The sequence below is a fragment of the Streptomyces sp. NPDC007945 genome (assembly GCF_042958885.1).
Lineage (GTDB): Bacteria > Actinomycetota > Actinomycetes > Streptomycetales > Streptomycetaceae > Streptomyces.
In genome coordinates, this window is the sequence record NZ_JBIBJV010000003.1 from 368,076 (window position 1) to 394,939 (window position 26,864).

23 protein-coding genes and 1 pseudogene are annotated in these 26,864 nt (G+C 70.8%); 9 read left to right on the forward strand and 15 right to left on the reverse strand.

What is annotated here, in order from left to right; genetic code table 11:
* Entirely contained in the window at window positions 1-1,332 is a 1,332-nt protein-coding gene (locus ACFZCF_RS12440; RefSeq protein ID WP_388442654.1) for a M18 family aminopeptidase, read from the reverse strand.
* Window positions 1,333-1,496: 164 nt separating this feature from the next.
* Entirely contained in the window at window positions 1,497-3,326 is a 1,830-nt protein-coding gene (locus tag ACFZCF_RS12445; protein WP_391286427.1) for an acyl-CoA dehydrogenase C-terminal domain-containing protein, read from the reverse strand.
* Between the two features lie 156 nt (window positions 3,327-3,482).
* Between ACFZCF_RS12445 and ACFZCF_RS12450 the strand changes: the two genes are divergently transcribed.
* The 3 genes from ACFZCF_RS12450 to ACFZCF_RS12460 all read left to right on the forward strand — a co-directional run bounded on the left by ACFZCF_RS12450 (window position 3,483) and on the right by ACFZCF_RS12460 (window position 6,310).
* On the forward strand, window positions 3,483-3,983 hold the full coding sequence (locus tag ACFZCF_RS12450) for an SseB family protein (RefSeq protein WP_388442660.1): 501 nt from the start codon (window positions 3,483-3,485) through the stop codon (window positions 3,981-3,983).
* Between the two features lie 157 nt (window positions 3,984-4,140).
* The gene (locus ACFZCF_RS12455) at window positions 4,141-5,103 is read left to right on the forward strand and encodes a pirin family protein (RefSeq protein WP_391286429.1); all 963 of its coding nucleotides are present in this window, start codon (window positions 4,141-4,143) and stop codon (window positions 5,101-5,103) included.
* A 115-nt stretch (window positions 5,104-5,218) separates the two neighbouring features.
* Entirely contained in the window at window positions 5,219-6,310 is a 1,092-nt protein-coding gene (locus tag ACFZCF_RS12460) for an AI-2E family transporter (RefSeq protein ID WP_391286431.1), read from the forward strand.
* Here ACFZCF_RS12460 and ACFZCF_RS12465 read toward each other — a convergent pair.
* Entirely contained in the window at window positions 6,307-7,119 is an 813-nt protein-coding gene (locus ACFZCF_RS12465; RefSeq protein WP_388442669.1) for an MBL fold metallo-hydrolase, read from the reverse strand. The two genes, ACFZCF_RS12460 and ACFZCF_RS12465, sit on opposite strands and share 4 nt — an antisense overlap.
* A 242-nt stretch (window positions 7,120-7,361) precedes the next feature.
* Window positions 7,362-9,500, reverse strand: a complete 2,139-nt coding sequence (locus ACFZCF_RS12470; protein ID WP_391286434.1) for a SpoIIE family protein phosphatase — start codon at window positions 9,498-9,500, stop codon at window positions 7,362-7,364.
* 147 nt (window positions 9,501-9,647) lie between these two features.
* Between ACFZCF_RS12470 and aspS the strand changes: the two genes are divergently transcribed.
* On the forward strand, window positions 9,648-11,465 hold the full coding sequence (gene aspS, locus ACFZCF_RS12475) for an aspartate--tRNA ligase (protein WP_388442675.1): 1,818 nt from the start codon (window positions 9,648-9,650) through the stop codon (window positions 11,463-11,465).
* 50 nt (window positions 11,466-11,515) lie between these two features.
* On the opposite strand, the gene ACFZCF_RS12480 is transcribed toward aspS, so the two are convergent.
* The 8 genes and pseudogenes from ACFZCF_RS12480 to ACFZCF_RS12515 form a co-directional block, all read right to left on the reverse strand.
* Window positions 11,516-12,025 (reverse strand): GNAT family N-acetyltransferase, encoded by a 510-nt coding sequence (locus ACFZCF_RS12480; RefSeq protein WP_391286436.1) that lies wholly within the window; start codon window positions 12,023-12,025, stop codon window positions 11,516-11,518.
* 74 nt (window positions 12,026-12,099) lie between these two features.
* Window positions 12,100-12,492 (reverse strand): Imm50 family immunity protein, encoded by a 393-nt coding sequence (locus ACFZCF_RS12485; RefSeq protein ID WP_391286438.1) that lies wholly within the window; start codon window positions 12,490-12,492, stop codon window positions 12,100-12,102.
* Window positions 12,493-12,504: 12 nt separating this feature from the next.
* Window positions 12,505-13,308, reverse strand: a pseudogene (locus ACFZCF_RS12490) (HNH/endonuclease VII fold putative polymorphic toxin); the annotation flags it as partial.
* Between the two features lie 356 nt (window positions 13,309-13,664).
* Window positions 13,665-14,198, reverse strand: coding sequence for an SMI1/KNR4 family protein (locus tag ACFZCF_RS12495; protein WP_391286440.1), 534 nt, complete (start codon window positions 14,196-14,198; stop codon window positions 13,665-13,667).
* 22 nt (window positions 14,199-14,220) lie between these two features.
* Window positions 14,221-14,925 carry a hypothetical protein gene (locus ACFZCF_RS12500; protein WP_391286442.1) on the reverse strand — a complete coding sequence of 235 codons (705 nt, stop codon included), beginning with the start codon at window positions 14,923-14,925 and terminating at the stop codon, window positions 14,221-14,223.
* Window positions 14,922-15,419 carry an SseB family protein gene (locus ACFZCF_RS12505; protein WP_391286444.1) on the reverse strand — a complete coding sequence of 166 codons (498 nt, stop codon included), beginning with the start codon at window positions 15,417-15,419 and terminating at the stop codon, window positions 14,922-14,924. Before ACFZCF_RS12505 ends, ACFZCF_RS12500 begins: the two co-directional genes overlap by 4 nt.
* A gap of 59 nt (window positions 15,420-15,478) precedes the next feature.
* Window positions 15,479-16,294: a helix-turn-helix domain-containing protein gene (locus ACFZCF_RS12510; RefSeq protein ID WP_391286446.1), complete on the reverse strand. Its 816-nt coding sequence runs from the start codon at window positions 16,292-16,294 to the stop codon at window positions 15,479-15,481.
* Window positions 16,295-16,788: 494 nt separating this feature from the next.
* On the reverse strand, window positions 16,789-17,205 hold the full coding sequence (locus tag ACFZCF_RS12515; RefSeq protein ID WP_391286448.1) for an ATP-binding protein: 417 nt from the start codon (window positions 17,203-17,205) through the stop codon (window positions 16,789-16,791).
* Window positions 17,206-17,359: 154 nt separating this feature from the next.
* Between ACFZCF_RS12515 and ACFZCF_RS12520 the strand changes: the two genes are divergently transcribed.
* Both ACFZCF_RS12520 and ACFZCF_RS12525 read left to right on the forward strand, forming a co-directional pair.
* Window positions 17,360-18,202: a Scr1 family TA system antitoxin-like transcriptional regulator gene (locus ACFZCF_RS12520; protein ID WP_391286450.1), complete on the forward strand. Its 843-nt coding sequence runs from the start codon at window positions 17,360-17,362 to the stop codon at window positions 18,200-18,202.
* Window positions 18,199-18,411 carry a DUF397 domain-containing protein gene (locus ACFZCF_RS12525; RefSeq protein ID WP_391286452.1) on the forward strand — a complete coding sequence of 71 codons (213 nt, stop codon included), beginning with the start codon at window positions 18,199-18,201 and terminating at the stop codon, window positions 18,409-18,411. The genes ACFZCF_RS12520 and ACFZCF_RS12525 overlap by 4 nt, the downstream gene beginning before the upstream one ends.
* A 27-nt stretch (window positions 18,412-18,438) precedes the next feature.
* Here ACFZCF_RS12525 and ACFZCF_RS12530 read toward each other — a convergent pair whose 3' ends face one another.
* Window positions 18,439-18,942 (reverse strand): hypothetical protein, encoded by a 504-nt coding sequence (locus ACFZCF_RS12530; protein ID WP_391286454.1) that lies wholly within the window; start codon window positions 18,940-18,942, stop codon window positions 18,439-18,441.
* A gap of 153 nt (window positions 18,943-19,095) precedes the next feature.
* On the opposite strand from ACFZCF_RS12530, the gene ACFZCF_RS12535 reads away from it, so the two are divergent.
* The gene (locus ACFZCF_RS12535; RefSeq protein ID WP_391286455.1) at window positions 19,096-19,434 is read left to right on the forward strand and encodes a DoxX family protein; all 339 of its coding nucleotides are present in this window, start codon (window positions 19,096-19,098) and stop codon (window positions 19,432-19,434) included.
* Between the two features lie 9 nt (window positions 19,435-19,443).
* Window positions 19,444-20,757, forward strand: a complete 1,314-nt coding sequence (locus ACFZCF_RS12540) for a hypothetical protein (protein WP_391286457.1) — start codon at window positions 19,444-19,446, stop codon at window positions 20,755-20,757.
* A gap of 78 nt (window positions 20,758-20,835) precedes the next feature.
* Here ACFZCF_RS12540 and metG read toward each other — a convergent pair whose 3' ends face one another.
* Both metG and ACFZCF_RS12550 read right to left on the reverse strand, forming a co-directional pair.
* The gene (gene metG / locus ACFZCF_RS12545) at window positions 20,836-22,443 is read right to left on the reverse strand and encodes a methionine--tRNA ligase (protein ID WP_388442704.1); all 1,608 of its coding nucleotides are present in this window, start codon (window positions 22,441-22,443) and stop codon (window positions 20,836-20,838) included.
* Window positions 22,444-22,520: 77 nt separating this feature from the next.
* Window positions 22,521-24,530, reverse strand: a complete 2,010-nt coding sequence (locus tag ACFZCF_RS12550) for a VWA domain-containing protein (RefSeq protein WP_391286460.1) — start codon at window positions 24,528-24,530, stop codon at window positions 22,521-22,523.
* A 252-nt stretch (window positions 24,531-24,782) separates the two neighbouring features.
* Between ACFZCF_RS12550 and ACFZCF_RS12555 the strand changes: the two genes are divergently transcribed.
* Complete coding sequence (locus ACFZCF_RS12555; RefSeq protein WP_391286461.1) at window positions 24,783-26,843, forward strand: alkaline phosphatase PhoX; 2,061 nt, start codon at window positions 24,783-24,785, stop codon at window positions 26,841-26,843.
* Window positions 26,844-26,864 lie beyond the last annotated feature (21 nt).

Below are 26,864 nucleotides of genomic sequence, written 5' to 3' on the forward strand. Positions count from 1 at the left end.
TCAGCCCTCCAGGAAGGCGACCAGGGCGTTGGCGAGGAGGTAGGGGTCCTCGGCGCCGCAGAGTTCCCGGGCGCTGTGCATGGAGAGGATCGCCACGCCGATGTCGACGGTGGTGATGCCGTGGCGGGCGGCCGTGATGGGGCCGATCGTGGTCCCGCAGGGCATGTCGTTGTTGGAGACGAACGACTGCCACGGCACGCCCGCCTTCTCACACGCGGCGGCGAAGAGGGCGCGGCCGGTGCCGTCGGTGGCGTACCGCTGGTTGACGTTGACCTTGAGGATCGGGCCGCCGTTGACGCGCGGGTGGTGCGTCGGGTCGTGCCGCTCCGCGTAGTTGGGGTGGACGGCGTGGCCGGTGTCGGAGGAGAGGCAGACGGTGCCGGCGAAGGCGCGGGCCCGGTCCTCGTAGCCGCCGCCGCGGGCGTAGACGGAGCGCTCCAGGACGGTGCCGAGGAGGGGGCCCTGGGCGCCGGTGTCGGCCTCGGAGCCGTTCTCCTCGTGGTCGAAGGCGGCGAGGACGGGGATGTACGGGAGGTCGTCGCGTCCGGCGGCCTCGATGAGCGCGGCGACGCCGGCGTGGACGGAGATCAGGTTGTCCATGCGGGGGCCGGCGACGAGTTCGCGGTCGCGGCCGAGGTAGGCGGGGGCGTCGACGGCGTGGACCATGAGGTCCCAGCCGACCACGTCCTCGGCGTCGACGCCGGCCTCGCCCGCGACGAAGTCGACGAGGTCGCCCTCGTGGACCTCGCCGGTGCCCCACACGGGCTGCATGTGGCGCTGGCGGTCGAGCTTGAGTCCGTCGTTGGCGGCGCGGTCGAGGTGGATGGCGAGCTGCGGGACGCGCAGCAGCGGCCGGTCGACGTTGACGAGGCGGTGGCTGCCGTCGCGGAGGGTGAGGCGGCCGGCGAGCCCGAGGTCGCGGTCGAGCCAGGTGTTGAGGAGGGTGCCGCCGTAGATCTCCACGGCGATCTGCCGCCAGCCCTGGGTGCCCATGTCGGGGCGGGGCTTGACGCGCAGGTTGGGGGAGTCGGTGTGGGCGCCGACGATCCGGTACGGGGTGTGCGGGGCGGCGCCCTCGGGCACGTACCAGGCGATGATCGCGCCGCCGCGGATGACGAACATCCCGCCGGTGCCCGCGGGCTTGCCCGCCGATGTCGCCGCGTCCCACGCCGCGGTCTCCTCGACGCGGCGGAAGCCCGCCTTCTCCAGCCGGTCCGCGGTGTTGGCCACCGCGTGGTACGGCGAGGGGGAGGCCGCGAGGAAGGACATCAGGTCATCGGTGTGCCCGGGCCCGAAGGGTGCGGACGCCGGTCGGGAAGCTGCGCTGCTCATGCGCCCACCTTACGGGGACCCCTCTCGACCCCCCGGAGCCGGTCGTGAGCCCGGCCGCCGCGCCCCGGAGACGAGCCGGGCCCCGGAAAAGGGCGGAACGGCCCGCCCCCCTCCCCGGGGACGGGCCGTTCCAGTAAGGACGAGATGCGTTCGGTACCGGGGTACTAGAACGCGGCCTCGTCCAGGTCCATGAGGCTGCCGTCCACGCCGTCGGCGAGGAGGCGCTCGGTGGAGACGCCGGGCAGGACGTTCGCGGCGAAGAACTTCGCGGCGGCGATCTTGCCCTGGTAGAAGGGGACGTCCTTGCCGGTGGCGCCCGAGGCGAGCTTCTCGGCGGCGACGGCCGCGCCCTTGAGGAGCAGGTAGCCGACGACGACGTCGCCGGAGGCCATGAGCAGGCGGGTGGTGTTGAGGCCGACCTTGTAGATGTTCTTGACGTCCTCGCCGGTGGCGGTGAGGTCGGTGATCATCTTGCCGACGATCGCCTCCAGGTCGACGGCCGCCTTGGCGAGCGCGTCGCGGGCGGCGGCGAGCTCGTCGCCGCCGGTGCCGACCGCGAGGAACTTCTTGATCTCCTCGGAGAGGGTGTTCAGCGCGGCGCCCTGGTCGCGGACGATCTTCCGGAAGAAGAAGTCCTGGCCCTGGATGGCGGTGGTGCCCTCGTAGAGGGTGTCGATCTTGGAGTCCCGGATGTACTGCTCGATCGGGTACTCCTGGAGGAAGCCGGAGCCGCCGAAGGTCTGGAGCGACTGGGCGAGCTGCTCGTAGCCCTTCTCGGAGCCGTAGCCCTTCACGATCGGCAGGAGCAGGTCGTTGAGGCCGTGGAGGGCCTTGGCGTCCTCGCCGGCCGCCTCCTTGACCTGGATGGCGTCCTGCACGGAGGCGGTGTAGAGGACGAGGGAGCGCATGCCCTCGGCGTACGCCTTCTGCGTCATGAGCGAGCGGCGGACGTCGGGGTGGTGCGTGATGGTGACCTTGGGGGCCGCCTTGTCCATGAAGTTGGCCAGGTCGGTGCCCTGGACGCGCTCCTTGGCGTACTCCAGGGCGTTGAGGTAGCCCGTGGAGAGGGTGGAGATCGCCTTCGTGCCGACCATCATGCGGGCGAACTCGATGATGAGGAACATCTGGCGGATGCCGTCGTGCTTGTCGCCGATGAGCCAGCCCTTGGCGGGGTGCTTGTCGCCGAAGGTCATCTCGCACGTGTTGGAGGCCTTGAGGCCCATCTTGTGCTCGACGTTGGTGGCGTAGACGCCGTTGCGGGCGCCGAGCTCGCCGGTCTCCCAGTCGAACTCGTACTTCGGGACGAGGAAGAGGCTCAGGCCCTTGGTGCCGGGTCCTGCGCCCTCGGGGCGGGCGAGGACGTAGTGGAGGATGTTCTCCTCCATGTCGTGCTCACCGGAGGTGATGAAGCGCTTGACGCCCTCGATGTGCCAGGAGCCGTCCTCCTGCTGGATGGCCTTGGTGCGGCCGGCGCCGACGTCGGAGCCGGCGTCGGGCTCGGTGAGGACCATCGTGGAGCCCCAGCGGCGCTCGACGGCGATCTGGGCGGCCTTCTTCTGCTGCTCGTTGCCCTCGGTGTAGAGGATGCCGGCGAACGCGGGGCCGGAGGAGTACATCCAGATGGCCGGGTTCGAGCCGAGCAGCAGCTCCGCGTAGGCCCAGATCAGGGAGCGCGGGGAGACGGTGCCGCCGATCTCCTCGGGGATGCCGAGGCGCCAGTACTCGGACTCCATGAAGGCGTTGTACGAGGCCTTGAAGGTGGCCGGGACCGGGGCGGTGTTGGTCTCCGGGTCGAAGACCGGCGGGTTGCGGTCGGCGTCGGCGAAGGACTCGGCCAGCTCGTTCTCGGCGAGGCGGCGGATCTCGTCGAGGATGCTCTTGGCGGTGTCGACGTCCATCTCCTCGAACGGACCGGTGCCGTACACCTTGTCGCGGCCGAGCACCTCGAAGAGGTTGAACTCGATGTCGCGGAGATTCGACTTGTAGTGCCCCATGGCGACGGCTCCGTAAAGATCGGGGAGGGATTCCTCGTACCGAGGGCCACCCGCTTCCTACTCACGGGTAGCGCACTTTTCTCTACGATGATGCTACCCACCGGTAATAAGAGCAACCCCCAGCGGGTGATCTGTGACGCAGTAGGCTCAGGGCCCATGTACGGCTACGAGCAGAATCCGGGTGCGCAGCAGCAGTACGGGATGCCGGGGGGCATGCAGGGCGGGATGCCGAACGGCATGCAGGGGGGCGTTCCCGGCGGGTACGGCCAGCAGCAGGCCCCGCTCTATCCCGAGCCCTCGCCGCCCTCCCTCGCCGACGCCGTACGCGCCTTCACCACCGGCACCATGTCCGCCGAGGACTTCCAGCAGATCTTCGCCGGCTCCAAGGTCTACTGCCCGCGCGGCGACAACCCCGGCTTCCTCGCCCTGCACAACACCCAGCATCCGGTGATCCCCATGTTCACCACGCTGAAGGAGCTGCGGCGGTACGCCGGCAAGGAGTCGAAGTACTTCGTGATCACCGGTGCCGAGGTGATCGACCTCCTCCCGACCGGCTACGGCTTCGTGCTCGACATGGAGGGCGACCACCGGATGGTCTTCGACGCGAAGGCCGTGGAGCAGATGGTGGACTTCGCGATGCGGCGGATGTACGGCTGACCCATCCTGAGACCAGGAGAAGAGAGCGCCCGGGAGGAATTCCTCCCGGGCGTTCCGCGTTCCGGGTGGCAGGAAGTTCATCATTCAACTAAAGTGGGGGCACGAGGACAGGCCGGAAGGCCATCGAGCCCTCAGGCCGTACGAAGGAGGTCCCGCCATGCCCGCCGTGACTGTCGAGAACCCGCTCACCCTGCCGCGCGTCGTCGCCCCGGCCGACGCCACCCCGCGCCCCGTGCTCGCCGTCACCACGGCCCCGCAGGGCTTCGAGGGCGAGGGCTTCCCGGTCCGCCGGGCCTTCGCGGGGATCAACTACCAGTACCTCGACCCGTTCATCATGATGGACCAGATGGGCGAGGTGGAGTACGCGCCGGGCGAGCCCAAGGGCACCCCCTGGCACCCCCACCGCGGCTTCGAGACCGTCACCTACATCGTCGACGGCATCTTCGACCACCAGGACTCCAACGGCGGCGGCGGCACCATCACCAACGGCGACACCCAGTGGATGACCGCCGGCTCCGGCCTCCTCCACATCGAGGCCCCGCCGGAGTCCCTGGTCGTCTCCGGCGGCCTCTTCCACGGCCTCCAGCTGTGGGTGAACCTGCCCGCCAGGGACAAGATGATGGCCCCCCGCTACCAGGACATCCGCGGCGGCCAGGTCCAGCTCCTCACCTCCCCCGACGGCGGCGCGCTGCTCCGCGTCATCGCCGGCGAGCTCGACGGCCACCAGGGACCCGGCATCACCCACACGCCGATCACGATGATCCACGCCACCCTGCGCCCCGGCGCCGAGATCACCCTGCCCTGGCGCGAGGACTTCAACGGCCTCGCGTACGTCATGGCCGGCCGCGGCACCGTCGGCGCCGAGCACCGCCCCGTCCACCTCGGCCAGACGGCCGTCTTCGGCCAGGGAGGCTCGCTCACCGTCCGTGCCGACGAGAAGCAGGACGCGCACACCCCGGACCTGGAGGTCGTCCTCCTCGGCGGCCGGCCCATCCGCGAGCCCATGGCCCACTACGGCCCCTTCGTGATGAACACCCAGGCCGAACTCCGCCAGGCCTTCGAGGACTTCCAGGCGGGCCGCCTCGGCACCGTCCCGGCCGTCCACGGCATGGGCGAGTAACACCCGGAAGACTCCCGGGGCATCCCCCGCGCCCCGGGGAGCGACATGACGGGCCGTCGCCCGGACGGCCCGTCATGTCCGCGTTTCCCGCGCGATGGTGTGATCTTATGGACGGGTGCAGACCAGTCGAGCGCCCCTCCTGCCCGAGCCCGCCCGCAAGCTGGCCGCCTGGTGCGCCGTGGCGCTGCTCGTCGCCGGGGTCGCCGCCGTCTTCGTCTGGCTCTGCGTGGTCTTCAAGGCCGCCGTGACTCCGGTGCTCCTCGCCATCCTCGGGACGGCGCTGCTCGGGCCCCTCTACCGGCGGCTGCTGCGGATGAGGGTGAGTCCGTCCCCCGCCGCCGGGATCACCGTCCTCGCCGTCCTCGTCGTCGTCGGCGGAGCCACGTACATCGTCGTCGCCGCGCTGATCGAGACCGGGGACCAGATCGTCGCCTCGCTGCGGCGGGCCGCCCTCGACATCGCCGAGCACTTCGGGGCCGCCGGGACCTCCCTGGAGGACCTCGCCGAGAACGCGCGGACGCTGCTGGAGAAGTTCGGCGGGACCGCCGCCTCCGGCGTCATCTCCGGCATCAGCGTCGTCGGCCAGATGCTCGCCACCGCCGTCCTCGCCCTCCTCCTGATCTTCTTCTTCCTCCGCGACTCCGACAAGGCCGCCGGCTCCCTGCGCGCCCTCGTCCCCGCCGGCACCGGCGACACCGCCGAGGCCATGGCCCGCCGCGCCTTCGAGGCCGTGGAGGGCTTCATGCGCGGCACCACCCTCGTCGCGCTCGTCGACGCCGTCCTCATCGGCGTCGGCCTGCTCGTGCTCCAGGTGCCCGGCGCCGTCGGACTCGCCGCGCTCGTCTTCGTCACCGCCTACATCCCCTACCTCGGCGCCTTCCTCTCCGGCGCGGTCGCCGTCCTCGTCGCCCTCGCCGACCGCGGCTTCGTCATCGCCCTGTGGGTCCTCGGCGTGGTCCTCGCCGTCCAGGTCATCGAGGGCAACGTCCTCCAGCCGATGGTCCAGAGCCGCACCGTCCAGATGCACCCGGCCGCCGTCATGCTCGCCATCACCGCCGGCGCCTCCGTCGCCGGGATCCTCGGCATGCTCCTCGCCGTCCCGCTGACGGCCGCCGCCACCGGGATCCTCGGCGAACTCCGGGCCCGGTACGGCTCCGGCCCGGCGCCCGAGCCGGCCCCCGGCCCGGACGCCGGGCCGACCGGCTAGACCGCCGCCGCGCCCGGCTCGAAGGACTTCAGCATGGCCTCCAGGGCCGCCTGGTCGGGGCCGACGAAGGGATCGGAGTCCGGCGCCGCCGCAAGCGTCTCCAGCATCCGGTCCGTCATCCGCACGGCCGGCGGCAGATGCGTGCAGAGGACGATCTCCGGGTTCGCCTCCCGCAGCGGCGCCAGGGTCGCCCGGTACTTCTCCGGGTCCACCAGGTGCACCCACGGGCTGTCGAGCGTCGCCCACAACAGCTGCGAGGCCCGCAGCTCCTCCGGCTTCAGGTCGCTCGCGTGCCCGCTCTCGGCGAGTTCGGCCGTCGGCATCGGCCCGCCGAAGCAGTCCGAGCTGAAGGCGATCCGGGTGCGGTCGTCGTAGAAGCCGACGGTCGCCGGACTGTCGAAGAGCGGCGGCCGGAAGGCGTGCAGTCCCCGGTCGCCGACGTCGAGGGTCTGCCCCGGGTTGAGGAAGTACACCCGGTCCATCGGCAACGGCCGCTCGGTCGTCATGATGCCGAAGCCCAGGAAGGTGGTGATCACGCGCGCGTGCGGGGCGGCCTCCAGGAGGTCGAAGATGCCGCCGGTGTGGTCGCGGTCCGGGTGGGAGAGCCAGATCCAGCGCACGTCCGCGGGGTCGATCACCCCGGCGAGCGCGGCGACGAAGTCCCGGTCGGCGAGCGACAGTCCGGTGTCGACGACGACGGGTTCGGCGGCGGTCAGTACATAGGCGTTGACGGGGATGTGTCCGATCCCCGGCACTTCCAGGCTGTCGGCCAGGACGGTGGTGTCACTGCCGACCTTGTGGGTGTCCATGGCGTGCTCCGTGGTCCCCCCGGCGGCCGTACGCCTCCAGTCTCCGCCGCCCGGACGCACCCCGCGCGCGGAGGGGGCGGGGTCAGGCGGGCGCGGGGGATGCCCGGCTCGCGTACGGGCGGGGGTCCGCCTCGCGTAGGGCCTCCGAGCGGAGGCCCCGCCCCGGGTACCGGCGGAGGCGCCCCCCGTACCGGCCCGGAGGCGCCCCCGTACCGGCCCGGAGGCGCGGGGGAAGCAGCGCCCTACGGGCAGCAGCCCTCCGGTCCCGTCGGCTCCGTCAGTTCGAACCAGATCGTCTTGCCCTCGCCGCGCGGCGCGACGCCCCACGCCTCGGCCAGCATCTCCATCAGGACCAGGCCGCGGCCGCTGGACGCCATCTCGCCCGGGTGCCGCTTGTGGGGCAGTTCGTCGCTGGCGTCGGAGACCTCGATCCGCAGCCGGCGGGCCTTGTCGCCGCAGGAGACCTCCGCGGTGAGGAGCGCGTCGCCGTCGGTGTGGACGAGGACGTTCGTCACCATCTCGGAGACCATCAGGACGGCCGCGTCCAGCTGGTCCTCGTCCGTCCAGTCGTGCAGCAGCTGCCGCACCTGCTCGCGCGCCTCCGCGATCCGCTCCGGCTCGGCCTGGGCGATCGTCATCAGGGTGCGGCGCGGGGTCTGCCGTGCCGTCGTCGCGGGCCGGCGGGACAGCAGCAGGACGGCGATGTCGTCCTCGCGCCGGTCCGCGAGCGGGCCGGTGGTGTGGTGGGAGCCGGGCCCGTGGACGGCCTCCACGAGGGAGTCGGCCAGCTCCTCCAGGTCGTCGCCCCGGTGCGCCTCCAGCAGCCGCTTGACCCGCTCCCAGCCGGTGTCGAGGTCGTGCCCGCCGGTCTCCAGGAGGCCGTCGGTGCAGATCATCAGGGTCTCGCCGGGATCCAGGGTGAGCCGGGTCGTGGGGTAGTCGGCGTCCGCGTCGATGCCGAGCGGGAGCCCGCCGGCCGTCGGCCTCAGCAGAACCGTTCCGTCGACCATGCGGACCGCCGGGTCCGGGTGGCCCGCCCGGGCGATGTCCACCGTTCCCGTCTCCAGGTCGACCTCCAGGTACAGGCAGGTCGCGAAGCGCGGCCCGCCGCCGGGCGCCCCCGGCCCGTCGGCGCCCTCGTACCCGTCGTTCACCCCGTACAGGAACCGCGAGGCCCGCGACAGCACCGCGTCCGGCCGGTGGCCCTCGGAGGCGTACGCCCGCAGCGCGATCCGCAGCTGCCCCATGAGGGCCGCCGCCCGCACGTCGTGCCCCTGGACGTCCCCGATGACGAGCGCGATCCGGCCCGCGCCGCCGCCCGTACCGCCGTCCGTGCCGCCGGGCAGCCGGATCATGTCGTACCAGTCGCCGCCGACCTGGAGACCGCCGCCGGTCGGCACGTACCGCGCCGCCACCTGGATCCCCGGGATCCCCGGCCCGAGCACCGGCATCATCGTCCGCTGGAGGCCGAGCGACAGCTCGCGCTCCGACTCCGCGACCCCGGCCCTGGCCAGCGCCTGCGCCAGCATCCGCGCCACCGTGGTCAGCACCGACCGCTCGTCCGGCGTGAACGCCACCGGGTGCTTGAAGGCCGCCATCCAGGCGCCCATGGTCCGCCCCGCCACCACCAGCGGCACGAACGCCCACGACTGCCGTTCGAACGGCTCCGCCAGCGGCCACGTCGTCGGGAAGCGGCGCCGGTACTCCTCCGGGGACGGCAGGTAGATCGCCCGCCCGGACCGCACCACCTCCGCCGCCGGGTAGTCGGTGTCCAGCGACATCGACGTGAAGGGGCCCTCGTCGCCGTCCCGCTGCCCGTGGTGCCCGATCACCGTCAGCCGGTCGCCCGACATCCCGAAGACCGCGAGCCCGTCCGGCGAGAAGCCGGGCATCGACAGCGAGGCCGCCACCCGCAGCACCTCGGCCGTGGACCGCGCCTCCGCCAGGGCCCGCCCCGCGTCGAGCAGGAACGCCTCCCGCGAGCGCCGCCAGTCGCCGGTGATCGCCGTGTGCGGGCCGGCCGTCCCCGGCTGCGGGTCCGCCACCTCCTGGAGCGTCCCGACCAGCTCGTAGTGGCTCCCGTCGATCAGCGGCTTGGACCGGCTCCGCACGGTCCGGATCACCCGGCCCTGCTCGTCCATGATCCGCAGCCGGGCCTCGGCGAGCGTGTCCTCGGCGACCGCGAGGCTGACGACGCCGTCGATCTCGTTCCAGTCCACCGGGTGGAAGCGGGAGCGCACCGCCGCCTCGCTGAGCCGCACCGGCTCGGCGGGCAGTCCGAGGAGCCGGGCGGCCTCGGCGTCGAGCGAGACGATCCCGGAAGCGTTGTCCCAGCGCCACAGGCCGGTGGCGATCGCGGCCAGGACGTCCTCGATGCGCATTGCCCCACTTTATGAATATCGGACCGCGTGTCGCCACCGAGAGTATTCGAATCGCGATCTTGGGTGTCCCGGTAGGCTTGGGAAGGCCCTGGCACTGCCCCGGGCCGAGGTTTCTCTCCACCGATCCCGAAGACTGGATGAACGACGATGCATCGGTACAGGTCCCACACCTGCGGCGAGCTCCGCGCCTCTGACGTCGGCACCGACGTCCGGCTGAGCGGCTGGCTGCACAATCGGCGCGACCTGGGCGGCATCCTCTTCATCGATCTGCGCGACCACTACGGCATCACGCAGCTCGTCGCCCGCCCCGGCACCCCGGCCTACGAGGCCCTCGACAAGCTGACGAAGGAATCCGTCGTCCGCGTCGACGGCAAGGTCGTCTCGCGCGGCGCGGAGAACGTCAACCCCGAGCTGCCCACCGGCGAGGTCGAGGTCGAGGTCGGCGAGGTCGAGGTCCTCGGCGCCGCCAAGCAGATCCCCTTCACCATCAACGCCGACGACGGCGTCAACGAGGAGCGGCGCCTGGAGTACCGCTTCCTCGACCTGCGCCGCGAGCGCATGCACCGCAACATCATGCTGCGCTCCGCCGTCATCGCCGCCATCCGCTCCAAGATGGTGGCCCTCGGCTTCAACGAGATGGCGACCCCGATCCTCACCGCGACCTCCCCCGAGGGCGCCCGTGACTTCGTCGTCCCGTCCCGCCTCAACCCGGGCAAGTTCTACGCGCTCCCGCAGGCCCCGCAGCAGTTCAAGCAGCTGTTCATGATCTCGGGCTTCGACCGCTACTTCCAGATCGCGCCCTGCTTCCGCGACGAGGACGCCCGCGCCGACCGCTCGCCCGGCGAGTTCTACCAGCTCGACGTCGAGATGAGCTTCGTCGAGCAGGAGGACGTCTTCCAGCCGATCGAGAAGCTCATGACCGAGCTCTTCGAGGAGTTCGGCGGCGGCCGCCACGTCACCTCCCCCTTCCCGCGGATCCCGTTCCGCGAGTCGATGCTGAAGTACGGCAACGACAAGCCCGACCTGCGCACCTCCCTCGAACTCGTCGACATCTCCGACGTGTTCGAGAACTCCGAGTTCAAGGCCTTCGCCGGCAAGCACGTCCGCGCGCTCGCCGTCCCGGACACCGGCGACCAGCCGCGCAAGTTCTTCGACTCCCTCGGCGACTTCGCGGTCTCCCTCGGCGCGAAGGGCCTGGCCTGGGTCCGCGTCGGCGAGGGCAACGCCCTCACCGGCCCCATCGCCAAGTTCCTCACCGAGGAGAACGTCAAGGTCCTCACCGAGCGCCTCGGCCTCGCCCCCGGCCACGCGATCTTCTTCGGCGCCGGCGAGTTCGACGAGGTCTCCAAGATCATGGGCCCGGTCCGGGTCGAGGCCGCCAAGCGCGCCGGCCAGTTCGAGGAGAACGTCTTCCGCTTCGCGTGGATCGTCGACTTCCCGATGTACGAGAAGGACGAGGAGACCGGCAAGATCGACTTCTCGCACAACCCCTTCTCCATGCCCCAGGGCGGCCTGGAGGCCCTGGAGACGAAGGACCCGCTGGACATCCTCGGCTGGCAGTACGACATCGTCTGCAACGGCATCGAGCTCTCCTCCGGCGCCATCCGGAACCACGAGCCCGACATCATGTTCAAGGCCTTCGAGATCGCCGGCTACAGCCGCGAGACCGTCGAGACCGAGTTCGCCGGCATGCTCCGCGCCTTCCAGTACGGCGCCCCGCCGCACGGCGGCATCGCCCCCGGCGTCGACCGCATCGTGATGCTCCTCGCCGACGAGCCCAACATCCGCGAGACCATCGCCTTCCCGCTCAACGGCAACGCCCAGGACCTCATGATGGGCGCCCCCACCGAGCTCGACGAGTCCCGCCTGCGCGAGCTGAACATCCAGCTCCGCAAGCCGGTCGAGAAGAAGACCGCCGACGACCGCCCGGTGACGGAGTCGGTCCACCCGGACGCGGCGCGGTAAGGCCCCCTCGTACGAAGGGCCCGGAATCCTCACGGATCCCGGGCCCTTCGTCATCCGGCGGCGACGGACTCCCACCGCACCTCACCGTCGTGCAGCACACCCGTCCGTACGAGCCCGGCGGCGCGGGCGACGGCGGCGGAGGCGGCGTGGTCGGGGTGGACGTGCGCGACGACGGTACGGCCCCGGTCCCGCAGCCACCCGACGAGCGCGCGGGCCGCCTCGGAGGCGTACCCCCGCCCCTGCCAGGCGGTCCCGACGACCCAGGCGACCTCGGCCCCGTCCCCGACGACGGTCGCCTGCACGGTCCCCACGAGCCGCCCGTCCTCCCGGGCCCGCACCACCCAGTTGCACCAACTGGTCCCGGGCTCCGGCGCCCCCGCCACCCACCGCGCGTACCGCGCCCGCAATTCCTCCAGGCCCTCCGGCGCACCCCCGATGAAGGCGTGCAGCGCGGGGTCGTTCAATACCGCGGCCATCTCCTCGGCATGCCCGACCTCCAGCGGCACGAGGTCCAACCGCTCCCCGGCCGGGATCGCCTCGGCGACGACACTTTCCGACATCCTCGACTCCTCTTGCGCGAGTGCTCCGGCTCAAGGCCCTCCGTCGTTCCCGCCTGGGGATGTGGTGGCGCGGCTCAGTCGACGCCGTTGGTGTAGGCAGAAATCCGTGAAATGTAGGCCATTTCCGCGACGGCGTGCAACCGGATCGGAACGGATTCGATCCCCAGCGTGATTCCGTCCTGGGCTCGCAGGGAGATCGACACCACAGGGTTCGAAGCGAACCCGTTGAGCGAGACGCTTCGCAGACCGGAGAGGCCCAAGGTGACCTGGACCGTATTGAAGCCTTGGACACTCCACTTCTTCGGAGGCTGCTTCGGAAAGGACGGCATGTCGAACCTCAGGTTCAGCGCCGGACCTTCGCGAAGGATTTCGACCTCGTGGAGCGACACGTTTGCGAGGTCAGGAACATGTCCTCCGTAGATTCTCTCGAATCCTGCGGAGTCGGTGAGAAGGGAGATCCATGTCATCCGCTTGTCCTGTCAGTAGTCATAGTGTCTCGCCGTGCCGGGAACATGTCCGGTCCGGGTGTTCTCGATGGGCCTGACGTTGAAATGGCTGCCCTGGTCTCCTTGGCCGCCCTCGCCGTAGTAGTGACCTGCGGCGTGGTCCTGGATCATGACACGGCTGCCGTCCGCCCGGGTGAAGATGTATTCGCGCGTCATGACGAACTGATTGTTGTCGTCCAGTATCCGGTTGCCATCACGATCGGTCATGGGAACCCGTTGGATTTCGTCAGGATGCTGCCACATGGGAATTCCCAAATGTTGTTTGGCCTTCCGAAACGCCTCTCTTCTGCTCTCGGAGGTGTCATGACTGGGATCCTCGCACGGACTCAGACCAAGAGGGTCGCTCCATGTGTTCGGGTTGTGGACGTACGTGGACGGGTCGTCCGCCGGAGCGAGGCCCAGAGGGTCCTGGGTGAGGTAGTGGGCGGATTCCGGGTCGTAGTAGCGGAAGTAGTTGTAGTGGAGGCCGGATTCGGGGTCGAAGTACTGGCCCGGGAAGCGGAGGGGGGTGTAGGCGGTGGCCGTCTTGTTCCAGGTGGTGGTGCCCCAGAGTGTGGCGCGGGTGCGCCAGGCCAAGTCGCCGGATTCGGAGACGAGTTCCGTCGGGGTGCCGATGAGGTCCGTGACGATCGCGAAGAAGCGGTCCTCGTCCGTGTCCGTGCGGCGTTCCGTCTGGGCGAGGGGGCGCAGGCCCGCGTGGTCCCAGGTGAGGACGACGTTCTCGGTCGTCTGCTCGCAGAGGGTCGTGCCGTCCCAGGTGAAGTGGACCGTTTCCAGGTCGGAGTGCTTGGAGATGCGGTCCAACGGTCGGCCCGTACCGCCGTGACGCGGCCCGCGCCGTCCAGGTCGAAGTGGCGGGTGCCGGGGAGGGCGACGCCGGCGGAGGCGCGCTCGGGGTGGACGTGGACGACGGCGGTACGGTCCTGGTCCCGCAGCCACCCGACGAGCGCGCGGGCGGCCTCGGAGGCGTACCCCCGCCCCTGCCAGGCGGTCCCTACGACCCAGGTGACCGCGGCGCCGTCCCCGACGGCGACGCTCCCTCGACTTCAGACCATGCCTACCTCCGGAGTCGTTTCACGAGGCTCGGTGTTCGTCTCGCGGTGGGGGAGGCCGCAGCGATGGGGTGTCACCGCCTAAACGGCACTCAGTCGGCGGAACTCGTGTGCCGGGAGGGGGAACAGGGTGGAGAGGATGCTCGACTTCAGTTCTCCGTCGAGGCAAGAAGCGAGGAACTGGGTGCACGTGACAGGGAAATGCTCCCAGCGTTCGCCCCGGGCCTCGTTCACCATGACCGTCCATCGATCAGGATCGACGCCTGGGCGGACGAGCCAGTAGAGGAACTCCCCGTTATCCGTGGTGGCCCAGGGTAGGACCCGGGCCCCCTTGGTCTCGAGTTCTGTGGGCTTCTTCTCGACCTCCCACAGGTATTCGAGGTCCTCCGCCTGGTCCCTCGCCCACTTGATGAGGTCATAATGCTTGTTGGGGCATTCCGGCTCAAAGGCGTAGAGGTAGTCGTCCCATTTGCTTCCGCCGTAAATGCCGATGAATTCCTTGTAATCGGAAGGGAGCTCGGATCCCAAGGTGGCCTCGAACGCATCCCAGGCCTTCGTCACAGGCCCTTCGGGTGCCGGGGTGATTTCGAGCAGTCGAGAAATTCCACTTGTCATGCGTGGGTACCTTTCCCAGGTGTCATAAATTCGATCTGTGGAGGATCCTAATTCGATTGCTGCATCCAATCGGCCCTCGGCTGGTTCGGTATGAACGCAGTATTCGTGAGCTCGGTGACACCGGCGGTTCTGTGCTGGGTGAACTGAAATCCGCCCGCGCGTCGAGGTGGTCCCGGAGCGGCTCGTCGATGAGGCCGGCGTTCTGGGCCTGGTCCAGCTGCGCGTCGAGGACGTCGTAACCGGTGTTCTTCCAGATCTGCTTGACCTCTTCATGGGCGGTGCTGAAGGACTCGCCGCTCCAGTCCGGGTCGTCCCACGGCAGCTGGTCGCGGATGGTGTCCCAGCGCATCTGCTTGACCTCGTCCTCGGAGAGGTGCGGGTTGCCGTTGAGGGAGTTCACGCCGATCTTGATCGTGTCCTTGACGTAACGATCCTGCTCGGCGAACGAGCCCGCCGACAGGCCGACCCCCTGTGCGAAGGCGTTCCCCCGCAGCGTCAGATCGCGGACGCCCCACTCCCACCGCTCGCAGAACGTCTCCAGCACGGAGGTGAGCCCCGGATGCCCCAACTCCAGCCCTGTCAGAGCGAGATCGGAGAATCCGCGTCCCATAGTCGCCGACCCGATCATGCCGAGCTCCTTCAGCTCCGCATGCGCCAGGTCGATGCCTTTCGCTATCGCCGCCAGCGCCTCCGGCGGCGCGGCCAGATCAGGTTCGTTCCCGCTCATCGCTCCCCCGTCTCCCCTGCCTCTTCCAGATCGACCGCCACCGAGTCCGGGACGATCCCCGCCACCGGCGGGAACACCATTCCGTCGGCGCTGCCCGCGTCGAGGGCGACTCCGCCCGGACCGGGCAGCATCGGAACCATCGCGTCGAGCAGCCGCGCACCGAGGACCGCGCGGTACGACCACTCCCGGCCGGCCTCTCCGCGTGCCTCGGCGAACCGGGCGAGCGCCTCCTCGTTCGAGAACGCGTAGATCCACCGGACCCCCTGGAAGTCTGCCGTCCAGGGACTGTCGTGCTCGTCGAGGGGCACCAGGACCGCCGTCCGTCGGAATTCGCCGAGCAAACGGGCAAATTGGCGCCGTGCCGCTGACGTCGCGTCGATCGGCCGTTGTACCGCAGCGATCCGATCAGCCGGAGTGGGTGGTGCAGAGTCTGTCAAGTCGGTGATTCTGGAGTGCTGTTGAGGTCCGGCAGCACTCTCCCCGTTGTCCTTCACACAGGAAGGGTGTCACGTCGGGGTTTTCGCCAGCAACGATTCGGCCGGTCGTGGGGCGGTCAGGAGGGCGGTGGTGGGGGCCGGTACGCGGACGGTACGGGGTCGGGGTTGCCGCACGTGGGGCAGGGGGTCGCGGGTGGGGCTCGGAAGCAGGTGTCGCAGGTCTCGCAGTGGAGGAGGGGGCGCGGCGGCGGAGCCGCCGGGGGTGGGGCGGTGAGTGGGGGTGCCGGGGGGAGGTTGACGGTGAGGCGGTGGGCCAGGAGGGCGGCGGGGCGGCGGAGGCGTTCCGCGGGCAGGTCGGTCGACAGGGCGTCGCGGACGGTCTCGGGCGGGACGCCGCGTTCCAGCCAGGCCGCCACCCCGGGGGCGAGGTGCTCGGCGTCGGCCTCGGAGACGTACAGGCGGGGGTCGGCGTTCCGCAGGTCGACGAGGACGGCGAGAGCCGCGCGGAGGAGGTCCTGGGCGGGAAAGCCGGGGCGGGGGACGGAGGGGAGGGAGCGGGGCGAGCGGGGCGAGCGGGTGGTGGTGGGTGTGGGCGGGGGCGTGGGCATAGGGCGGGGGGCCGGGGGTGATGCCCGTCGGCGTGGCGGTTGCGGCTGCGGTCGGTGCTCCGGGGCGGGCCGCTGGGCGGGTTCCTGGGGGCGGGGGCGGCCGGGCGCGGGGGTGCCGGGGCTGTGGCAGATGACCGTCTGGGTGATCAGTCGGCCCCTTGCCGTGCGGATCACCGTGCGGCGCAGGTAGCCATGCTGTTCCAGGGCGTGGAGGGCGTCCGCGACCTTCTGCCGGCTGAAGCCGAGGCGGTCGGCGAGACACCTGATGGTGACGGAGGTGCCTTCGGGGACGGACATCATGTGGCAGCCGACCGCGATCGCCACGCCACCGATGGTGGGGTGCTGGAGCAGGCGGTTGCTGATGACCGTGAAGTCGCGGGTGTGGCGGGTGGTCTCGTGGACCGCTCCGCGAGAAGTACCCCGGGAAGAGTGGTTCTTGGCGTGTGAGCGGGGCGAGGCCGGAGCGCGGCGGCTAGGCTGGAGAGCATCCATCGGGAAGTGGGTTTGACTTCCTGCTTGGTAGGCCCTCGCACTGGGACGGCAATCCCGGCGGGGGCCGACGCATTTCTGCGGTCGGGTGGGTTCTTTCGCTGAGCGTAGGGCACGTAACCTGGCTCGAACCGCCTCCCGTTGGCATATTCACTCGCGGGAGTGACCGCGCTCCCACGCGGCGGTCGGGGTGGGTGGGGGGAGTTCTTTCCCCGGTTCTTCGTCTTTCGGTTCTTGGGTGGTTGAGTGCCCGCGAGCTCGGCGGCCGGTCCTCCGGAGCCCGGTCCGGCGGGCTCCGGAGGACCGGGCCGTCGATGCCTCCGGTGGTGTCATCCGCCCGAGTGATCGAGCTCCGCCCACACCGTCTTCCGGGGCGGCGGGCCCGGCGTGACCCCCCAGCGGTCCGACAGCCTTTCGACCAGCAACAGCCCCCGGCCGCAGCTCGGTTCGGGCAGCACGTCCCCGCGGGTGTCGCTGACCTCGATCCGCAGCGTTCCCGGCCGGAACGCCAGGGCGAGACGGAAGTCGCGGCCGGCGACCCTGCCGTGCGTCACCGCGTTCGCCGTCAGCTCGGCGATGACCTGGGCGACCGCCTCGGTGACGGCGTACGGGAGGTCCCGGCGGAGCCGCAACCACTCCAGGGCCAGGAGGCGGGCGAGCCTCGCCCCGCGTGGAGTCGGGGAGAGCTGGAGGTCGAACTGGTCCTCGGTGGGCGGGAGTCGAAGCGTCCCGTTCTTCTCGTTCACGCCACCGAGCGTGGCCGCGTACGGCTAGCGTGAACGGTCACTCCGCCGATACGTAGGGTGACTGTCCGGGGCTTGTCCACTGCTGTCCGGTCTGTCGGGGACCGCGTGGCGGGTAGGGGGTTGCGGCCACACAGGACACGCGGAGGGGTGCGGGATGTCGGTTGACGAAAGCGGTTGGGAAGTCGATCCGGACGACGAGTGGGGTGTCGCCGTCGTCGCGACGGTGGGTCGCCAACTGCGGTTGCGCCGAGAGGCGGTGGGCATGCGCGCCGCCGAGTTCGCGGAAGCGGTCGGTTACGGCGAGGACCTCGTCTACAAGATCGAGGGCGGCAAGCGGATCCCGCGCCCCGAGTACCTGGACAAGGCGGACGAGGTGCTGCGGGCTGAGGGCTTGCTGTCGGCGATGAAGGACGACGTGGCGAAGGTTCGGTACCCGAAGAAGGTGCGGGAGCTGGCGAAGCTGGAGGCGAGGGCGGTGGAGATGCAGTTGTACGACCCGCTCAACATCCACGGCTTGTTGCAGACACCCGAATACGCACGCGCGCTGCTGATGATGAGGCGTCCGGCCTATACGCAGGACGAGGTGGAGCGGTACATGGCCGCTCGCGTCGCTCGTAAGTCCGTGTTCGACCGGGAGCCGGCGCCCGAGCTGAGCTTCGTCCTGGAAGAGGGAACCCTTCGCCGCCCGCTGGGAGGACGGGCGGTACTCCGTCGTCAGCTCGAACACCTGCGGGAGGTGGCACGGGAACGGCAGGTGGAGCTTCAGGTGATGCCGATGAACCGCGAGGAGCACGCGGGCCTGGCGGGTGGCATCGAGGTGCTGAAGTTCGAGGACGGGACGGCGGTGGGTCGGTCACCCGCAGTTGCCAACGGGCGGCCCGTGACCGACCTCCGGCAGCTCCGTATTCTGGAACTGCGCTATGGGATCATCCGGACGCAGGCCCTCACTCCCAGTGAGTCCGCCGCCGTCATCGAGCGACTGCTAGGAGAGACATGACGCGCAGCACCTCGTCAGGGGATGTCTCTGATTCGGTCTGGTTCAAGAGTTCCTACAGCAGCAGTAGCGAAGGCGACTCGTGCGTCGAGGTCGCCGCCGCTCCCGGTGCCGTGCGCGTCCGGGACTCCAAGGACCTCGGTCTTCCCCAGCTCGTCCTCTCCCCGGAGGCCTGGGCCGGGTTCGTCGGGTTCGCGCGTCACGGCGGCTGATCCGGCCGCCGGTCTCGCCGTCGGGTTTCAGTGGGCGTGCTCCTTCAGGAACGCCCCCGCCAGGGCCGCCGCCTCCTCTTTCGTGGGGGCGGCGGTCGTGGCGCTTCTGGTGCCGTCGGCGGCCGTGGCCGTCCACGTCCAGGTGTCGTCGGAGGGGGCGAGCTCCGCACGGCCGCCGAAGAGGGCGAGGGTGGTGGCGCCGGGGGCCGGGCGGGTCACGGCGTCGGGCCATTTCTTGCGGGCGCCCTGGCGGGTGATGCCCCAGACGGCGCCCAGCTGTTCGTAGCTCGCGCCGTACGAGCCGGCCGTGCCGGCGGCGACGGCGGTGAGGCGCTTGACCTCCTGGTCGACCACCTTCCAGGCGGCGAGGACGGAGAGCGCGATGTCCACCGGCTCGCCGTGCCACATCTGCTGCTCGGGCTGCCCGGTCGTGCGGGCGCGGAGGGCTGCGGCGAGGGGGTTCAGGGCCTCGTACAGCGCGGATTCGAGGCCGGTCAGTTCTTCCGCGGGAAGCTGCTCCGAGAACGTCATGAGGGAACTCTAGTTTACGGAGCCCCTCTTTGGGAACTTTTGTTTACGTGAATCGTGAGTTCGTGTTCTCCGCCTTCGCCGTCACACCCTCGCCGTCCGCTCCGTCACTCCGGTGTACGGCCCCTCCCGGGGGCCACGACCGGAGGAGTCCCGATGTCCACCACCGCCACCGTCGTCACCGCCGTCGCCGCCTTCATGGCGGGGTTCTCGGGCGTCTCGGTACTGGTCCGGGCGGCGTTCGTCGTCGGGCCGCTCGGCGCGTACGGGGTGCCGGAGGCGGCCTGGAACCTCCTCGGGGTCCTCAAGCTTGCCGGGGCGGCTGGGCTCGTCGTCGGGTTCTTCGTGCCGGTGGTCGGGACGCTCGCCGCGGTCGGCCTGGTCCTGTACTTCGCCGGGGCGGTGATCACCGTGGTGCGGGCCCGCGCCTACGGGCACGTGCTGTTCCCGCTGGTCTACATGGCCCCCGCGGTGGCCGCGCTGGCCCTCGCGTAACCTCCCCCGGTGACACGAACCCGTACAACGACCACCCGATGGCGCTCGCGCGCCGCCGCCGCGACGGTGTCGGCGCTGGGCCTGCTCGGCCTCACCCTGACGGCGGCTCCGCCCGCCGCCGCCGCGACCCCGGTCGCGCCCATGGACGCCACGAAGATGCGGCTCACCGCGAGCGGCTTCACCGAGCGCAGGGCCGCCATCGACGACCTGGAGGCCTCCGGGAAGGTCACCAGCTTCCCCGGCCGGACCGCGCTCTCGCCGCTCTTCGACCCGGGCGTCACCGGCGGTGTCACCGGCACCTCCGGGCTCTGCCACACCAGCAACCTCAACACCGCCTACAGCATCGGCGGCTTCTGCTGGAACAAGGAGGACGACGTCTCCAGCACGTGGACGCCGCAGGGCTTCACCGGCTCCCACGACGCCCAGCCCACCGGCACCTGGGACGGCAGGTACCTCTACATCGCCTCCTGGCACAACGCGGACGACACCCGGGCCCGCATCACCGTCGTCGACAACAGCAGCCCGAACGTCGCGCCGGTCTACCACCGCATCCTGCTCGTGGACCCGTACGGCTCCGGAGACGCGGCCGGCTACCGGGCCGTGGGCGACAGGACCAGCCCCGCCCTCCCGCGCCCGGGCGGCCACGCCGACGGCGTCACCTGGTACGGCAACAAGCTCTTCGTCGCCACCGGGCACCAGATCCAGGTCTACGACCTCCGCCACCTGTGGAAGACGACCCGCGACGCCACCAAGGTCGGTGTCGTCGACGGCACGGCGTACTCCGGGGACCACGACTGGGCCCTGCCGATGATCGGCATGTACTCCAACGGCGCCTACGGCGCGGCCTGCACGGACACCGCGCCCTGCCTGACCTCGCTCAGTCTCGACCGCACGGGCACCGACAGCCTGATCACCTCCGAGGTCGGGGCGACGGGCGGCCGTCCCCTGGTCCGCTGGCCGCTCAACGCCACCGACGCGCTCCTCGACACCGACGGCGCCGACAACCACACCGGCGAGGTGCAGGCGAGCGCCGCGTACCGCGTCCCCGTCTGGAAGGTGCAGGGCGCCGCGACCGACGGCACGTACTACTACTTCAGCGGCGAGTGCCCCGAGTACGCCGGCACGACCGACTCCGACGTCCCGTACTGCATCCACCGGGCCAAGCCCGGCGAGGCGCCGCACGTCCTCACCAAGGCGCCGCCGCTCACCCAGAACCTCTCCTGGTCCCCGGCGGTGCACCGCCTGTGGGGGATCAACGAGCGGGCGAACTACTCGGGGCCGGGCAAGCGGGTCGTCTTCACTCTGAACCCGCCGTACAACTAGCGGGGACCGACGACGGCGAAGGCCGCCGGACCCCGTTCTGCCAGGGGCCGGCGGCCTTCGTTCGCGTACGCGCGGACGTCAGTCCTTCTTCGGGTCCTCCAGGCGCGGGAAGAGGACCGCGCCCTTCGTGACCGTCGCGCCGGCCGGGAGCTGTCCCCAGCGGGCCGCGTCCTGCACCGGCTGGGCGGCCAGGGCGCCGAGGGACGCCTCGGCGCCGAGGGAGTCCCAGAGCTTCTGGGAGGTCTCCGGCATGACCGGGTTGAGGAGGACGGCGACGGCGCGCAGGGACTCGGCGGCGGTGTAGAGGATCGTCGCCAGGCGGGCCTTCCCCTCGGGAGACTCGTCCTTGGCGACCTTCCACGGCTCCTGCTCCGTGATGTAGCCGTTGACCTGCTTCACGAAGTCGAAGATCGCCAGGATGCCGGCCTGGAAGTCCAGTTCCTCGCCGATCTTGGCGTCGGCCGTCGCGACCGCCTTCGCCAGGCCGTCCTGGACCGCCTTCTCGGCGTCGCCGTCGGCCGTCGAGGCCGGCAGCTCGCCGCCGAAGTACTTGCCGACCATCGCCGCCACGCGGGACGCGAGGTTGCCGTAGTCGTTGGCCAGCTCGGAGGTGTAGCGGGCGGAGAAGTCCTCCCACGAGAACGAGCCGTCCTGACCGAAGGCGATGGCCCGGAGGAAGTACCAGCGGTACGCGTCCACGCCGAAGTGCGAGGTCAGGTCCTGCGGCTTGATGCCGGTCAGGTTCGACTTCGACATCTTCTCGCCGCCGACCATCAGCCAGCCGTTGGCCGCGACCCTGCCCGGGACCGGGAGGCCCTGCGCCATCAGCATCGCCGGCCAGATCACCGCGTGGAAGCGGAGGATGTCCTTGCCGATGAGGTGGACGTTCGCCGGGAAGGTCTCCTCGAACTTCTCCGGGTTCTCGTTGTAGCCGACCGCCGTGGCGTAGTTCAGGAGAGCGTCGATCCAGACATAGATCACGTGCTCCTTGTCCCACGGGACCGGGATGCCCCAGTCGAAGGTCGAGCGCGAGATGGAGAGGTCCTCAAGACCCTGCTTGACGAAGTTCAGGACCTCGTTGCGGGCGGACTCCGGCTGGATGAAGCCCGGGTTCGCCTCGTAGAAGTCGAGCAGCTTCGGGCCGTACTCGCTCAGCTTGAAGAAGTAGTTCTCCTCCTTGAGGATCTCCACCGGCTTCTTGTGGACGGGGCAGAGCTTGGTGCCGTCCTCCGCCTCGATGAGATCGCCCGGGAGCTTGAACTCCTCACAGCCGACGCAGTACGGGCCCTCGTAGCCGCCCTTGTAGATCTCGCCCTTGTCGTACAGGTCCTGCACGAACTCCTGGACGCGGTCCGTGTGACGCTTCTGCGTGGTGCGGATGAAGTCGTCGTTCGCGATGTTCAGGTGCTCCCAGAGGGGCTTCCAGGCCTCCTCGACGAGCTTGTCGCACCAGGCCTGGGGCGTGACGTCGTTCGCCTCGGCCGTGCGCATGATCTTCTGACCGTGCTCGTCCGTGCCGGTGAGGTACCACACCTTCTCGCCGCGCTGACGGTGCCAGCGCGTGAGCACGTCGCCTGCGACGGTCGTGTAGGCGTGGCCCAGGTGAGGAGCGTCGTTGACGTAGTAGATGGGGGTCGTGACGTAGAACGCCTTCGCCCCCTGCTTCTCGGATCCAGTGGCCGCCATGGTCGAAATCCTAACGGGCCCACGAAGATCGACTCACATCGATGAGCAGGGGGCGGAACGAGGGGTTCAGCGGGTGTTCAGAGGGAGAGGGCGGAGAGGATCCCCCGGTAGAACTCCGCGTGCGGGGTCTCGGCCGGCGTCGGGCCCGCGAAGTGGGTCGCGGTGCGGACGGCGGTGAGCTTCCGCAGGTAGTCGAAGGCCTTGCCGTCCTCCTCGCCCCAGGCCGTGAAGCGCCAGTGCACGGGACGGTCGGCGGCCTCCGCCAGGGCCTGCGTCGCGGCGGTACGGGACTCGGGCGCGCCGTCCGTCTGGAAGATCACCAGCGCGGGGCGGGCCGGGTCGGACTTCTCGTGGTGGGCCAGGAGCTCCTCGACGGCACGGTGGTAGTTCGTCCGGCCGAGGCGGCCGAGGCCGGCGTTGATCTCCTCCACGCGGGTGGGGGTGAGGTCGGCCGGGGTGAGGTCGACGACCCCGTCGACGTCGGTCGAGAAGAAGACCGTCGTCACCGTCGCGTCCTCGTCCAGGTGCGCGGCGAGCGCGACGGCCTGCTCGGCGAGGCGCTGCACGGAGCCGTCCTTGAAGTACCCGCGCATCGACCCGGACCGGTCGACGACCAGGTACACCCGTGCCCGCGCCCCCGCGAGGCCCTCCTTCCGCAGGACGCCCCCGGCGGCCTTGTACGCCTCCACCAGCGCGGGCGTCCCGACCGCCTTCACCCGCGCGAGCGCCACCGCGGGCGCCTGCGCGGCCTTGCCGGTGTCGGGGGCGGTGCCGGTGCCGGTGCCGGTGCCGGTGCCGGTTGCGGCGTGGCTGTCGGTGTCGGTGTCGTCGTCGGTGCCGGGGGTGGTGTCGCCGGTGGGCTGCGCGTCCGCCTCCGTCGCGGCGGCGACGGGCTGCGCCTCGGCCGGTACGGCCTCCGGGGCCGGGTCTGCGGCGGGGGTGGGCTGCGGCTCGGCCGCGGCCTCGGGCTCGGCGCCGACCGGGGCGGCGTCGGCCGCCGGGTCAGTGACGGCCGCGGCGTCGGGCTCGGTGCCGGCCTCCGGCTCCGCCTCGGGGGCGGCCGTGTCGGCTTCCGCCTCCGGTGCGGCCTCGACGGGAGCCGCTTCGGTGACGGCCCCGGTGTCGGTGTCGGTGTCGGTCTTGGTCCCGGTCTCCGGGGTGGGCTCCGCCTCGGCGGGGGCCGACGGTGCGGCTTCCGCCGCCAGGCCGGCCTCGGGCCGCGCCGTGGCCGCGGTCTCCGCCTCCGGCGCCGTGTCAGCCGCCGGGTCGGCGGTCGGCTCCGTGTCGGGGGAGGTCGCTACCGCCTCCGCCTCGTCCGTGGTCCCCGCCTGCGGGGCGGTGCCGGTCGCCGGATCGGAGGCCTGCTCGGCCTCGGCGGCGGCCTCGGTGTCGGCCGCCGGTGCGGCCTGTGCCTGCGCCTCCGGCGCGGTGTCCACTGCCGGGGCGTCTGCCGGCTCAGCCTCGGTCTCGGTGGACGGCTCGGTCCGCGCCTCTGCCTCCGGCGCGGCGTCGGCCGCCGGGTCGGTGATCGGGTCAGCCTCGGCGGCGGTCTCGGTCTTGGTCTCGGTCTCGGCCGACGGCTCGGTCTTCGCCTCTGCCTCCGGCGCGGCGTCGGCCGCCGGGGCGTCTGCCGGCTCCGCGTCGGTGGAGGTCGCTACGGCCTCCGCCTTCGGCTCGGCGTCGGGAGCCGCCGCTTCCACATCCGCCTTGGGCGCGTCCGCATCCGCGCCCGCCTTCAGCGCATCCGTACCCGCGTCCGCATCCGCCTTCGGCGACTCCGCGTCCGCCCCCTCCAGCGTCTCCGCATCCGCCCTCGGCGACTCCGTCTCCGCCCCCTCCACCTGGCCCCTCCGGGCCTTCGGGATCTGGGGGTTGTCGAAGGCGGCGGCCACCAGGTCGTCCGCGGCCTTGCGGGCTGCCGACTCCGGGGCCTCCGGCGCCGCCTGGGCCTCGGGGGCCGCCGCGGTCCTCGGCGGGAGCGGCGATTCCTCGGGCGCCGGGCTCAGGGGCTCCGGTTCGCGGGACTGGGGAGGGACGGAAGGAGTCGCGGGATCTTCGCGGTCGCGGCCGAATACCTTGCGCAGCAAGCTCCGAATACCCATGGGCGAACCCTTTCGCATGAGTTGGATGCGGTATGCGTCCTTCATCCCTGGCCAGGGCGGACACGTAAGGTTAGCGGCCGCGTCCGCCGGTTCCCGGGACCCCGTCGGTCACGGTTGCCGTGCATTCATCCGGCGTTCACTCCGCCGCTGCCCGCGTGCAGATGTGCACACATACCGTCACGGCCGAACGGATTCCCGACACCATGTCGGCGCAGTGCTGCGCCGGAGGAGGACCAAGTGCGCAAACTGCTGCCGCTGATCGGTACGAACCCGCACGGAGGCGGCCGTTCCGCCCTCACCTGCCGGTTCCGGTGTGGTGACGCCTGCTTCCACGAGGTGCCCAACACCAGCGACAACGAGTACGTCGGCGACGTCATAGCCGGTGTGCTGTCGCGCCGTTCCGCGCTCCGCGCCGCCGCCGTCGTGACCGTCGCCTCGGCTGCCGGCGGTGCCGTGGTGCTCGGCGGGGCGCCCGCCGCCGAGGCGCACCCGGGTAGGAAGCCCGCCCCCAAGGCGGACGGTGCCCGCGGGCTCCGGTTCGCTCCCGTCGCGCCCAACACCACCGACGCGGTGACCGTGCCGGCCGACTACGGCCAGAACGTCGTCATCCGCTGGGGCGAACCGATTCTGCGCGGTGCGCCCGCCTTCGACTCCGAGAAGCAGACCGCCGCGGCGCAGGCCGGGCAGTTCGGCTACAACAACGACTTCCTCTCCCTGCTGCCGCTGCGCGGCGAGCGCGGGCGACAGGTGCTCGTCGCCAACCACGAGTACACGGACGAAGTCCTGATGTTCCGCGGTTACGACTCCGAGAACCCGACCCGCGAGCAGGTCGAGATCGCCTGGGCCGCGCACGGCCTCTCCGTGGTCGTGGTGCAGGAGGAGCACCGGACGGGCAAGCTCTCCCCGGTGTCCCGGCACTACCTGAACCGTCGTCTGCACACCACGAGCGAGTTCGAGCTGACCGGGCCCGCCGCCGGTTCCGCGCTGGTGCGGACCTCGGCCGACCCGGAGGGCCGTACCGTCCTCGGCACGCTCAACAACTGCGCCGGCGGCACCACCCCGTGGGGCACGACCCTCCACGGCGAGGAGAACTTCAACCAGTACTTCGCCCACGGCTCGTCCGCCACGGACAAGCGGTACGGCGTCGGCACCGGCGCCTCCGAGCGCAAGTGGGAGCGGTTCGACAGGCGCTTCGACCTCGCGCAGGAGCCGAACGAGGTCCACCGCTTCGGCTGGGTCGTCGAGCTCGACCCGTACGACCCCGAGTCCACCCCGCGCAAGCGCACCGCGCTCGGCCGCTTCAAGCACGAGGCCGCGCAGCCCCGGCTGACCGCCGACGGCCGCCCGGTCGTCTACATGGGCGACGACGAGCGGTTCGACTACTTCTACAAGTTCGTCTCCTCGAAGCGGATGATGAAGGGCGAGTCGCGGAAGGCGCGCGCCCACAACCTCACCCTCCTCGACGAGGGCACCCTGTACGTCGCCAAGCTCACCGGCGACTCCCCGGCCGCCGAGATCGACGGCACCGGCAAGCTCCCGAACGACGGCGAGTTCGACGGTTCCGGCACCTGGATTCCGCTGGCCACGGCCACCGGGGACGGCGCCGTCTCGCACGTCCCCGGCATGACCGCCGAGGAGGTTTTCGTCTTCACGCGCCTCGCCGGTGACAAGGTCGGCGCCACGAAGATGGACCGCCCCGAGGACGTCGAGCCGTCGCCGCGCTCCGGTCGCGTCTACGTCGCCCTGACGAACAACTCGAACCGCGGCAAGGGCACCAACCCGGGCGCGGACGAGGCCAACCCGCGCAACCTCAACAAGCACGGGCAGGTCCTGGAGCTGGCCGAGCACTGGGACGACCCGTCGTCGGACGGCTTCGCCTGGCGCCTCTTCCTCGTCGCCGGCGACCCGAACGACCCGGCCACCTACTTCGCGGGCTACCCGAAGGAGAAGGTCTCGCCGATCTCCTGCCCGGACAACGTGGCCTTCGACCCGCACGGCAACCTGTGGATCTCCACCGACGGCAACCAGCTCGGCTCCCACGACGGCCTCTTCGGCGTCGCCGTGCACGGTGACCGCCGGGGCGAGCTGAAGCAGTTCCTCACCGTGCCGCGCGGCGCCGAGACCTGCGGCCCGATCATCCAGGACCGCCGCGTCCTGGTCGCCGTGCAGCACCCGGGGGAGATCGACGGCGCCTCCGTCGAGAACCCGGCCTCCACCTGGCCCGACGGGCCAGGCAAGATCGTCCGCCCGTCGGTCGTCGCCGTCTGGCGCACCGACGGCCGCGACATCGGCGTCTGAGACCGGGTACGGCCCGGGGGT